Source organism: Isoptericola sp. NPDC058082, from assembly GCF_042885055.1.
Taxonomy (GTDB): Bacteria; Actinomycetota; Actinomycetes; order Actinomycetales; family Cellulomonadaceae; genus Isoptericola.
Genome location: NZ_JBHVSQ010000009.1, coordinates 98,954 through 111,009, shown reverse-complemented (window position 1 = coordinate 111,009; position 12,056 = coordinate 98,954). Strand labels below are relative to the sequence as shown.

At 72.3% G+C, this 12,056-nt stretch carries 7 protein-coding genes; 5 read left to right on the top strand and 2 right to left on the bottom strand.

Going from position 1 to position 12,056, the window contains the following annotated elements:
- The first annotated feature begins 141 nt into the window (after positions 1-141).
- The 4 genes from ACFVS0_RS13750 to ACFVS0_RS13735 all read left to right on the top strand — a co-directional run bounded on the left by ACFVS0_RS13750 (position 142) and on the right by ACFVS0_RS13735 (position 4,202).
- Positions 142-651 (top strand): hypothetical protein, encoded by a 510-nt coding sequence (locus ACFVS0_RS13750; RefSeq protein ID WP_430588273.1) that lies wholly within the window; start codon positions 142-144, stop codon positions 649-651.
- 176 nt (positions 652-827) lie between these two features.
- Complete coding sequence (locus ACFVS0_RS13745) at positions 828-2,234, top strand: FAD-dependent oxidoreductase (protein WP_430588272.1); 1,407 nt, start codon at positions 828-830, stop codon at positions 2,232-2,234.
- A 141-nt stretch (positions 2,235-2,375) separates the two neighbouring features.
- Complete coding sequence (htpX, locus tag ACFVS0_RS13740) at positions 2,376-3,269, top strand: zinc metalloprotease HtpX (RefSeq protein ID WP_429764854.1); 894 nt, start codon at positions 2,376-2,378, stop codon at positions 3,267-3,269.
- A 60-nt stretch (positions 3,270-3,329) separates the two neighbouring features.
- The gene (locus ACFVS0_RS13735; protein WP_430550562.1) at positions 3,330-4,202 is read left to right on the top strand and encodes a potassium channel family protein; all 873 of its coding nucleotides are present in this window, start codon (positions 3,330-3,332) and stop codon (positions 4,200-4,202) included.
- On the opposite strand, the gene ACFVS0_RS13730 is transcribed toward ACFVS0_RS13735, so the two are convergent.
- Positions 4,175-5,056, bottom strand: a complete 882-nt coding sequence (locus ACFVS0_RS13730; RefSeq protein WP_430550561.1) for an HAD family hydrolase — start codon at positions 5,054-5,056, stop codon at positions 4,175-4,177. The two genes, ACFVS0_RS13735 and ACFVS0_RS13730, sit on opposite strands and share 28 nt — an antisense overlap.
- A gap of 38 nt (positions 5,057-5,094) precedes the next feature.
- The gene (locus ACFVS0_RS13725; protein ID WP_429764848.1) at positions 5,095-5,592 is read right to left on the bottom strand and encodes a YajQ family cyclic di-GMP-binding protein; all 498 of its coding nucleotides are present in this window, start codon (positions 5,590-5,592) and stop codon (positions 5,095-5,097) included.
- Between the two features lie 305 nt (positions 5,593-5,897).
- Between ACFVS0_RS13725 and ACFVS0_RS13720 the strand changes: the two genes are divergently transcribed.
- Positions 5,898-12,005 carry an Ig-like domain-containing protein gene (locus ACFVS0_RS13720; protein WP_430588271.1) on the top strand — a complete coding sequence of 2,036 codons (6,108 nt, stop codon included), beginning with the start codon at positions 5,898-5,900 and terminating at the stop codon, positions 12,003-12,005.
- Positions 12,006-12,056: the final 51 nt, after the last annotated feature.

Genomic DNA, 12,056 nt, shown 5'->3' with positions numbered 1-12,056 from the left:
CCGTTTCATGATGCGCATCGTGGGGGGGGGCGTTGAGGTCGTCCCCCCCTCCCCCCTCCCCCCGCCCCCCTCCCCTCCTCCCCACGCCGGCGCGTCGGCCGCGACCGGAGGCGGCGGTTCGGGCTCCGCCGGCACTTCCGGGTGCCGCCGTGGACGGACCTGGTGGAGGTGCACTGGGCGCCGCGGGTCGAGGCGTACGTCACGCCCGTGGCCCCGGACCTCGTGGGCGTGGCCGTGCTCGGCCCGGCGGGCGCGGACCTCGACGCGGCGCTCGCGACCCTGCCGGAGCTGGCCGACCGGCTGGCGGGCGCCTCGCCGGTGGGGGCGGTGCGGGGCGCCGGGCCGATGCGGGTGCGCAGCCGGGCGCGGACCGTCGGGCGGGTGCGGCTGGTCGGGGACGCGTCCGGTTACGTGGACGCGCTGACGGGGGAGGGGCTGCGGGTCGGGTTCGCGCAGGCGCGCGCCGCCGTCGCGCACCTCGACGACCCGGCCGGGTACGAGCGGGCGTGGGTCCGGGCCACCCGGGACGTGCGATGGCTCACGTCCGGGCTCGTGGCGGCGGCGACGTCGCCGCTGCGGGGACGGGTGGTGCCGGCGGCCGCCCGCGCGCCGGCGCTGTACGGGGCGGTGGTCGAACGCCTGGCCCGCTGACAAGAGCCCGGAGCAACCGTGCCCGGTCCGTAAGACAACCCGTTCACATGGCGGGACGGTTGTGGCACCCTGGGTAAGGCTGGACCCTGACAGGTGAGGTAAGCCTCACCCGATCGCAGGAGAATCCTCCTAGAATCGAACGCCACGCATCCCCGATCCGGAAGGCGTATCCCGCAGTGAGCAGCATCCGACCTCTGCGCGTCGCGATCGTCGGCGCAGGCCCCGCCGGCATCTACGCCGCGGACATCCTGTCGAAGACCGACCTCGACGTGAGCATCGACCTCTTCGAACGCCTGCCCGCCCCGTTCGGCCTCGTGCGCTACGGCGTCGCCCCGGACCACCCGCGCATCAAGCAGATCATCACCGCGCTGCACCGCGTGCTCGGCCGCGGCGACGTGCGCCTGCTGGGCAACGTGGACTACGGCGTCGACCTTAAGCTCGACGACCTGCGTCAGTTCTACGACGCCGTGATCTTCTCCACGGGCGCGATCAAGGACCACGAGCTGCCGGTGCCCGGCATCGACCTCGAGGGCTCGTACGGCGCCGCGGACTTCGTGTCCTGGTACGACGGCCACCCCGACGTGCCGCGCACCTGGCCGCTCGAGGCCAAGGAGGTCGCCGTGCTCGGCGCCGGCAACGTCGCCCTCGACGTCGCGCGCATCCTCGCCAAGCACGCGGACGACCTGCTGCCCACCGAGATCCCGGCCAACGTCTACGACATCCTCAAGTCCTCGCCGGTCACCGACGTGCACGTGTTCGCCCGCCGCGGTCCGGCGCAGGTGAAGTTCTCGCCGCTGGAGCTGCGCGAGCTCGGCCACGTGCCGGACGTCGACATCGTCGTCTACCCCGAGGACTACGAGTTCGACGACGGCTCGATGGCCGCCGTCGAGTCGTCCAACCAGACCAAGCAGGTCGTCAAGACGCTCACGGACTGGACGCTCGTCGACCCGTCGACGCAGAAGGCCTCGCGCCGCCTGCACCTGCACTTCCTGCACGCGCCGGCCGAGATCCTCGGCGAGGACGGCAAGGTCGTGGGGCTGCGCACCGAGCGCACGGCGCTCCAGGGCGACGGCACGGTCAAGGGCACGGGCGAGTTCCACGACTGGCCGGTCCAGGCCGTCTACCGCGCGGTCGGCTACTTCGGCTCGCCGCTGCCGGAGATCCCCTTCGACGAGCTGAAGGGCGTCATCTCCAACCGCGAGGGCCGCGTCGTCGACCTCGACGGCGAGCACCTGCCCGGCGTGTACGCCACCGGCTGGATCAAGCGCGGGCCGGTCGGCCTCATCGGCCACACCAAGTCCGACGCGTCCGAGACGATCCGCCACCTCGTGGAGGACGTCACGGGTGTGGGCGACGGCGGCGACGTCGCGACCGGCGACCTCGCGTCCGGCCGCACCGCCACGCAGGCGGACCCGCAGGCCGTGCTCGACTTCCTCGCCGACCGCGGCGTGGACGTCGTCGAGTGGGACCACTTCGTGCTCCTCGACGAGCACGAGAAGGCGCTGGGCGAGCCGCACGGCCGCGAGCGGATCAAGGTCGTGCCGCGCGACGAGATGCTCGACATCGCGAAGGGCCGCGCGTGACGGTGCGAGCCTGACGGCGGGACCGACGGATCGGCACGAGGGCCCGGGCGGGAACCGCCTGGGCCCTCGGCGCGTTCACCCCGTGACATCCTGCCGGCGCGCCGGCGCGGGCAGGGCGCACGGAAGGAGACGGCAGGACACATGGGCCACCAGCACTTCAACGGTCTCAAGACGGCGGCGCTCTTCGGCGTCATGTGGGCCGTGGTCCTCGGTCTGTGGGCGCTGTTCTTCCGCGGCAGCGCGGGCATGCTCGTCGTCTTCGTGGGGATCGGTCTGGTCACGACGTTCGTCGGCTACTGGAACTCCGACAAGATCGCGATCCGGGCGATGCACGCCTACCCGGTGACGGAGCTCGAGGCGCCGGAGATGTACCGCATCGTGCGGGAGCTCTCCACCGAGGCCCGCCAGCCCATGCCGCGCCTGTTCATCTCGCCCACGCAGGCGCCGAACGCGTTCGCGACCGGGCGCAACCCCAAGAACGCGGCGGTGTGCTGCACCGAGGGCATCCTGCGCCTGCTCGACGAGCGGGAGCTGCGCGGCGTGCTCGGGCACGAGCTGATGCACGTGTACAACCGCGACATCCTCACGTCCTCGGTGGCGTCCGCGATGGCGGGCGTCATCACCTCGCTGGCGCAGTTCCTGCTGATCTTCGGCGGCGGCGACCGGCGCGAGGGCGGCAACCCGCTCGCCGCGCTGGCCATGGCGATCCTCGCGCCGTTCGCGGCGATGATGATCCAGATGGCGATCTCCCGCACGCGCGAGTACGACGCGGACGAGGACGGCGCCAAGCTCACGGGCGACCCGATGGCCCTCGCGTCCGCGCTGCGCAAGCTGGAGTCCGGCACGGCGAAGGCACCGCTGCCGCAGACCCGCGAGCTGCAGAACGTCTCCCACCTCATGCTGGCCAACCCGTTCCGCGGCGCCGGCATGGCGAAGATGTTCTCCACGCACCCGCCGATGGCGGACCGCATCGCCCGCCTGGAGAAGATGGCCGGCGGCACGGGCTTCGGCCCGGGGGGAATCACCCGCTACTGACGCCCCGCGCGGCCGCGCTCGGGGAGCGTGGCCGACGTCGGTCTGCCAGGCTGACCTGCGATGACCTCAGCCCCGCCGGGCGGCCGGGACGACACGCGTGACACGGCCGAGCCCGGGCAGCGCGAGCGCCCGACGTCGTCGCACCCGGACGCCGGTCACGCGCGCCTGCGGCGCTGGCAGGCGGCCACCGAGTGGCCGCTGACGGCGATCTCCCTGCTGTTCCTGGTCGCGTACGCGATCCCGATCGCGCGCCCGGACGTCTCGCCGGACGTGCGGGCCGTCTGCTCCGTCGTGCTCGGGGTGACGTGGCTGCTCTTCGTCCTGGACTACGTGGTGCGCACCCGGCTGGCCCCGCACCCGTGGCGGTACGTGCGCCGGCACCCGCTCGAGCTCGCCGTGGTCGTGCTGCCGGTGCTGCGCCCCCTGCTGCTGGTCTCCGTGGTGGTGCGCCTCAACCGGGTCAACGCCGTGCGCCTGCGGGGACGCGTGGTGCGGTTCGCCGTGGCCGGCACCGCGCTCCTGGTCGTCGTCGGAGCGCTGACGGTGACGCAGGCCGAGCGGGGTGCGCCGGGCGCCACCATCGTCAACCTCGGCGACGGGTTCTGGTGGGCGATGGTGACCATCACGACCGTCGGCTACGGCGACCTCACGCCGGTGACCCCGACGGGCCGGGTCATCGCGGTCTGCCTGATGCTCGGGGGCATCGCGCTGCTGGGCGTCGTGACGGCGACGCTCTCGTCCTGGCTGGTGGAGCGGGTCACCGACACGTCGTCGCCCGACGACCGCCTGGGTGCGGCGGGGGAGGCGCCCGTCGGCATGGTCAGCCAGGCGCAGGTGGCGCTGCTCGTCGCGGAGGTGCAGGAGCTGCGCGCGCAGCTCGTCGCCGACCGGCAGCGCACGCAGGCTCAGGGGGAGAGCGGCTCCGCGGAGTAGCCGTCCACGCGCGGGGAGACGTCGAGCGCGGCCTCCAGCGCGGCGGCGACGCCGTCGTCATCGTTGCCGGGCACGACGGCGTCCGCGCAGGCGAGCACGTCCGGGTGCGCGTTGGCGACGGCGTGCCCGCGGCCGGCCCAGCGCAGCATCGGCAGGTCGTTCGGCATGTCGCCGAAGGCCCACACGTCGCGGGCGTCGACGCCGAGCCGGCGGCACCACCGGGCGAGCGCGACGTCCTTCGTCACGCCGGGCGGCAGCAGCTCGGCCAGCCCGGCGGCGCCGGAGTAGTGCAGCTCGGCCCGGCCGCCCACGACCTCGCGCACCCGGTCGAAGAACACCTCCTGGTCGTCGTCCCGGACGTCGCCGCGCTGCACGACGCCGAAGCCCTGCGTGGGGGTGCCGGGCCGGACGGCGAGCAGCTTGGCCACGGCGTCGTCCCCGCCGCGCAGCGCGTCCTCGACGGGCACGGCCCGCAGGCCGCGGTCGAGCCCGGGCTCGCCGTCGGGGAACCAGGGGTCGAAGGCCGGGCCGCGGACGGTCTCGACGGCGAGGCCGACCCCGGGCACGGCCGCCCGCAGCCCGGCGACGAGCTCCTGCACGACGCCCTCGCCGAAGCCGCAGGCGTCCAGCGCCCGGCCGGAGCCCAGGTCCCAGACCGCGGCGCCGCCCAGCGCGATGACCCGGCCGTGGCCGCCGACCAGGTCGCCCAGGTCGGCCAGCCAGCGGGGCGGGCGGGCGGTGACGAAGACGACCTCGACTCCGGCGTCCTCCACGTCCCGCAGCGCGCGGCGCGTGCGCGCGGAGACGGTGCCGTCCGAGCGCAGCAGCGTGCCGTCGAGGTCTGTCGCGACCACGCGCGGCAACCCGCGGCGTGCGCCGCCCGCCCGTGCGGTCACCGGTAGTTGACGAACTGGACCGCGAAGTCGAGGTCCGCGCCCTTGAGGAGCGCGATCACGGCCTGCAGGTCGTCGCGGGACTTGCTCGTCGCGCGGACCTCGTCGCCGGTGATCTGCGTCTTGACGCCCTTGGGGCCCTCCTCGCGGATGAGCTTGGTGACCTTCTTGGCGTTCTCACCCGCGAGGCCCTCCTTGAGGGAGCCGGCGAGCCGGTAGACCTTGCCGGACGACTGGGGCTCGTTCTCGCCCGTGTCGAGGGCCTTGAGCGAGACCCCGCGCTTGACGAGCTTGGTCTGGAACACGTCGAGGGCGGCGAGCACGCGCTCCGCGGAGTTCGCCTCGAAGACGATGGTGTCCTGACCGCTCCACGCGATGGACGCGCCCACCCCCTTGAAGTCGTACCGCTGCGCGATCTCCTTGGCGGCCTGGTTGAGGGCGTTGTCCACCTCCTGGCGGTCCACCTTGCTGACGATGTCGAACGACGAGTCGGCCACGACTGCTCCTTGCTGCTCTGGTCTTGCTCAGATCGGCGTGCGATCCGGGCCCGGACGTATCAGGTGGGTGGGGTTCGCCCACTACCGTAGTGCGGCGGTGCATGGGGAGACCTACCCATCGAGACGGACGGCGTCATGTCGGGCGTCTTCGGTAGGGTTCGCCGAGGTATGCATCACGCCGGTTCCCAGGCAACTTCCCCAGATGGGTCAGACCGGTCCTCCGCCCGCGGCGCGACGGTAGCGCGCGGGCTGTCGCACCAGCCGCTGTCCGCACCTGCCCAGAAGTAGGAGAGGAACCGAACCGCATGAGCCTCGTCTCTCGTGCCGTGGAGAACCGTCGGTCCATCGCATCGGTCGGGGTCGTCGCGCTCTTCGGCGCGGGGCTGACCGGCTTCGCGCTCTGGTACGACGGCGAGGCGACGGTGGACGTCGACCTCAACGACTCCGGCGTCTGGGTGACGAACGCCGCCGACGGCGAGATCGGCCGGTTCAACTACGAGGCCAAGGCGCTCGACGGCACGCTGTACGCCAACACGACGGGCTTCGACGTCCAGCAGGACGCGCAGCGCGTGCTCCTGTCGAGCACGGGGGACTCCTCGGCCAGCCCCGTCGACCCGGCGCAGCTCGCCCTGACCAGCACGATGAAGCTGCCCGGAGGGGCGCAGGTCGCCTCGGGCAGCGCCACCACCGCGATCTACGACGGCGAGTCGGGCAGCGTCTGGGTGCTCCCGTTCGACGGGGCGGCCTCCTTCGACCCCGAGGAGACGGAGCCCGTGCTCGAGAAGGTGGGCAAGGGCGCCCGGCTCGAGGTGAGCACGGGCGGCACCGCCGTCGTGGCGTCCCCGGCCGACCAGAAGCTGTGGACCATCCCGACTAGCGCGCGCGGCACGGCCGAGGACCCCGAGGAGGAACGGCTCTCGGTGCAGCCGGGGACCGACGTGCAGGTGACCACCGTGGGCGACGCCGCGGTCGTGCTGGACCGCTCGACGGGCAAGGTCGTGCTGCCCGGGGGCGACGCGGTGGAGATCGACGGCGGCGCCGAGGCGCAGCTGCAGCAGCCGTCGCCCGACTCGGACATCGTGCTCCTCGCGACCTCGCGCGGGCTGGTCTCCCAGCCGCTGGACGGCGGGACGCCGACGAAGCGCACCGCGAACGGCACGCCCGCGCGGCCCGTCCAGCTCGGCGAGTGCGTCTACGGCGCCTGGTCGGTGTCCGGGCAGGTCGTGCGCGACTGCCCCGGGACCGACGACGACCAGGACGTCGTCCTGGAGGGCCTCTCCGCCGACAGCAGCCTCGTCTACCGCGTGAACCGCGACGTCATTGTGCTCAACGACGTGGCCCGCGGCACCCTGTGGATGGCGGCGGACGAGTTCCAGAAGGTCGACGACTGGGACCTGACCATCCCGGAGAACGACGAGGGCGAGAAGACCGAGTCCGAGGAGACGACGCCGGAGCAGGTCGACCAGTTCGTCGCCGACCGCGACAAGAAGAACCGGCCGCCGCAGGCGAAGGACGACTCGTTCGGCGTCCGGCCCGGCCGCACCACCGTGCTCAACGTGCTCGGCAACGACGTCGACCCCGACGGCGACGTCATGACCGTCGAGGTCGACGGCGAGCCGACCGGTGACATCGCCGTGGACCGGGTGCTCGACGGCGCCGCGCTGCAGGCCGACGTGCCCACGGACGCGACGGGGAGCACGACGCTCACCTACGTGGTCGACGACGGCCGCGACGGGTCCGACACCGCGAAGGTCACGCTCACCGTGGTGCCGGAGTCGGAGAACGACGCCCCGACCCAGACGGGCGAGCCCGTGCTGCGGGTCGGCCAGGACGGCACCGCCAGCATCAAGGTGCTGCCGTACTTCCGCGACCCGGACGGCGACGACCTGTTCCTGTCCCACGCCAGCACGGGCGACCCGAAGGACGAGGTGCGCTCGCGGCCCGACGGGACGATCGAGTTCCGCGACGGCGGGGCGGCCACCGGCCGCAAGATCGTCGACGTCACGGTCTCCGACTCCCGGGGCAAGCCGGTGGAGGGGACGCTGATCGTCGAGGTCGTGGCGACCAACGAGCCACCGGTCGCGGTGCAGGACCACGTCACGGTGCTCGCCGGCCAGCCGGTCACCGTGCGGCCGCTCGAGAACGACACCGACCCCAACGGCGACCCGCTCCGGCTCGTGCACGTGACCGAGAAGAAGGGCCTGTCGTTCTCGAACAACCTCAACGCGGGGATGTTCACGGTGCAGGGCGACGAGCCCGGGTCCTTCGACGTGACCTACCAGGTGAGCGACGGCCCCAACTCGACGACGGGGCTCGTCCGGGTGGACGTCGTCGCGCCGCCGGAGGACGCGGCCCCGCCGGTGGTGGTCTCCGACCAGGTGCTGCTGCCGTCGGACGGCTCCGCGCTGCTCGACGTGCTGGCGAACGACACCGACCCGGCGGGCGGCGTGCTCGTCGTGCAGTCGGTCTCCGTGCCGGACGACTCCCCGGTCGACGTGGCGGTGCTCAACCACGACGTCCTCAAGATCATGGAGAAGCAGCGGCTCGACGAGCCGGTGACCTTCGAGTACACCGTCGCGAACGGCACCGGCTCCGCCACCGGCCAGGTGCGCGTGGTGCCCATCCCGGCCCCGAACACCCTGCGGCCGCCGGACGCGGGTGCCGACGAGGCGATCGTCCACACGGGCGACGTCGTCACCGTCCCCGTGCTCGACAACGACACGCACCCGGACGGGCTGGACGTCGAGCTGAACGACGAGCTGCAGGAGGAGCCCGAGGCGGAGCTCGGCGAGGCGTTCGTCTCCGAGGACACCGTGCGGTTCAAGGCGGGTCCCGAGGCGGGCACCGCCCACCTCGTCTACGAGGTGCGGGACAGCAACGGTCAGAAGGACTCCGCCCAGGTCACCATCACGATCAAGGACGACGAGGAGAACACCGCCCCGCAGGTGCCCGACACCGAGACGCGGGTGCTCAGCGGCAAGACGGTGCGCATCCCGCTCGCGCTCGACGGCACCGACCCCGACGGCGACCAGGTCACGCTGAGCTCGATCGCCGCGGCCCCGGAGCAGGGCACGGCGACGATCGTGGACGGGTTCGTCGACTACACGGCTGCCGAGGGCGCCGCGGGCTTCGACTCCTTCACCTACCAGGTGACCGACACCCGTGGAGCGGTCGGCCAGGGCACCGTGCGCGTGGGCATCGCCGCGCCGCCGGAGACGAACCAGCCCCCGCAGGCCGTGGACGACGAGACCACGGTGCGGCCCGGGCGCACGGTGGCCGTGCGCGCGCTGGAGAACGACAACGACCCCGACGGCGACGAGATCGGCCTCGTGAAGGACGGCTTCGACGGGCTGCCGGACGGGCTGACGCCGAAGGCGGTCGAGGACGACATCGTCCTCGAGGCCCCCGCCGACGAGGGCGCGACGTCCTTCTACTACACGGTCCAGGACGCCTTCAAGGCACGTTCCACCGGGTCGGTCACGGTGAACGTGGACGCCGACGCGCCGCTGCTCCGGCCGGTCGCGAAGGACGACGTGGTGACGGCGGAGCAGGTCCGCGACGCCTCGACGGTCACGGTGGACGTGCTCGCCAACGACGTCGACCCCGACGGCGTGGGTGCCGACCTCGAGGTGTCGGTGGACCAGCAGACCGAGGGCGTCACCGTGCGCGAGGACGGCCAGGTGCAGGTGGCGCTGACGCCGCAGGCGCAGGTGATCACCTACACCGTCACGGACGTGGACGGGCTGCAGGCCAAGGCCTTCGTGCGCGTGCCGGGCGACCAGTCGCGTCCCTACGTGAAGCCGGGCTCGACGCCGCTCCAGGCGGTCAGCGGCGAGCCGCTGCCCGTCGAGCTGGGCGAGCTCGTGGTGGTCCGGGACGGTCGTGAGCCGCGGATCACCGAGGAGAAGTCGGTCGAGGTCACCGAGGGGACCGCGGTCGTGCAGGACGCCGACACGATCGAGTTCACGTCGAGCGAGGACTTCGCCGGGTCGGCGTCGGTGAGCTTCGAGGTGACCGACGGCGACGGGCCCGACGACGAGGATGGCAACAAGGCGGTGCTCACGCTGCCGATCGACGTCGTGCCCTCGACGAACCAGCCGCCGAAGGTGGTCGGCTCGCCGACGCTCCAGGTCGCGGCGGGCGAGGACAGCACGGTCGACCTGTCGCGCTACGTCAAGGACCCGGACAAGGACAAGCTGACCTTCGACGTCGAGAGCCCGAAGGGCATCACGACGTCCGTGTCGGGCGGCACCGTGACCGCGCAGGTCGAGCCGTCGGTGCCCAAGGGCACCACGCAGGACGTCGCGTTCACCGTGTCCGACGGCAAGAACCCGCCCGTCAGCGGCAACCTCGAGCTCACGGTCGTCGGCTCCACGCGCCCGCTCGTGCAGACGACGCCCGACAAGGTGCCCGACGCCCACCAGGGGCAGCCGGTGACGATCCCGGTGCTGGAGAACGACACCAACCCGTTCCCGGGCGAGGACCTGACCGTGGTCGGCGCGTACGGCGAGACCGGGTCGGGCACCGTGTCGTACGACGACCGGGACGTGATCATCACCCCGGACGAGGACTTCCACGGTGTGCTCACCGCGCGCTACGCGGTGCAGGACGCCACGCAGGACCCGGACCGCCAGGTCGAGGGCACCGTGACGGTCACCGTCCTGGGCCGTCCGGAGCCGCCGCGCGCGCCCACGGTGGAGGAGGTGCGCTCCGGCACGGTGGTGCTGAGCTGGGAGCAGCCGAACAACAACGGCGCCGACATCACCGGGTACACGCTGCACGCCTCGGACGGCAAGACCCAGGAGTGCGCCACCACGACGTGCACCTTCGACGGGCTGACCAACGACGTGGAGTACACGTTCACGGTGACGGCCACGAACGAGGTGGGCGACTCGGACGAGTCGGCGGCGTCGAAGAGCGCCCGGCCGGACCAGAAGCCCGACGCGCCGGCGGCGCCGAAGCTCGAGTTCGGCGACGAGCAGCTCACCGTCACGTGGACGAACAAGGACTACACCGACCGGTCCGCGATCACGTGCGTCAACCTGGAGATCAGCCCGGCCCCGGCCGACGGCAAGATCCAGAAGCCGTGCGTCGAGGGGACCTCGACCGTGTGGGAGGGCCTGACCAACGGCACCGCGTACACGGTGCGGGCGCAGGCGCTGAACGACGCCCCGGACCCGTCCGACTGGGGCGAGGCGTCCTCCCCGGAGACGCCCGCCGGCCCCCCGGCGGCCCCGGCGGCCCCGAAGGCGAGCCGGGTGGACACGGCCGTGGGCGGCCAGACGACCGTGTCGTGGCAGGAGCCGGACACCAACGGCGCCCCGATCGACATGTACTACCTCGACGTCTACGAGGGCGGTTCCCAGGTCAAGACCGTCAAGGTCGGCAAGGCGCGGTCCCAGACGGTGCAGGACCTCAAGACGAACGCCACGTACACCTTCAAGGTGCGGGCCGAGAACAAGGCCGACGTCTCCGCCGCGAGCCCCGCGTCCAACGCGGTGGTCCCGTACGGCACGCCGACGGTGCCGGGCAACGTGCAGGCCGCCCTCGGTTCGACCACGAACGGCCAGGCGGACGTGAGCTGGAGCGCGGCGGCGGAGTTCCGGGGGCCGGCCCCGTACTACCAGGTGCGGGCCAACGGCTCCGGCGGGAAGAACGTCGGCAACGTGACGTCGTACACCTACAAGGGCCTGTCCAACGGCACCAAGTACACGTTCCAGGTCCAGGCGTGCAACGAGTACACCTGCTCCGACTGGTCGGACAGCTCGGGCTCCGTGACCCCGTTCACCACCCCGGGAAACCCGCGCCTGAGCTGGAGCGGGACCAAGAACGGCACCGGCCGGGTCGACGACGGGTCGTTCTCGATCAACGCCCCGAGCAGCAACGGCGGGCGGGCGGTCGACAAGATCGAGTGGAAGCTGTCGGGCAGCGCCTCGGACGAAGGGACCAAGACGTCGTGGCCGGCCTCCGTCGGTGTCCCGACGGGCTACAGCAAGACCTACACGCTGCAGGCCCGCGCCCACAACGAGGCGGGCTGGGGAGCGTGGACCTCCGTCACGGGCAAGACGGACGCGCCGCCGCAGCCGAAGGCGACGGTGTCGAAGGGCAACCGGACCGGCGTGCAGGACGGCTGCTCGTCCGGCAACTGCAACTACTTCAAGGTCACGGCCAAGGACTTCGACGGCAAGTCCCACCGCGTCGAGTGCTGGTCGTACAACAACCCGGACTCGACCGCGGGCTGGCACAACATCCGCATGACGGGCAGCAAGGTCTGGACGACCCCGGGCGGCCCCGGCTACGACGTGAAGCTCGGCGCCTCGACCACCGTCCAGCTCGACTGCTACTACGGCTACGACGGCACCCAGGTCGCCGTGGTGATCGACGGCAAGCGATATGCCGCGACCACCTGGTGACCCCGTCCAGCCGGACCACGACTCCCCGAGACAACGAGCACGAAGGAACAC

Bases quoted from the DNA above. Each gene is read 5' to 3' on its own strand.
- htpX (WP_429764854.1), top strand. From the start codon at position 2,376: ATGGGCCACCAGCACTTCAACGGTCTCAAGACGGCGGCGCTCTTCGGC.
- ACFVS0_RS13735 (WP_430550562.1), top strand. From the start codon at position 3,330: ATGACCTCAGCCCCGCCGGGCGGCCGGGACGACACGCGTGACACGGCC.
- ACFVS0_RS13720 (WP_430588271.1), top strand. From the start codon at position 5,898: ATGAGCCTCGTCTCTCGTGCCGTGGAGAACCGTCGGTCCATCGCATCG.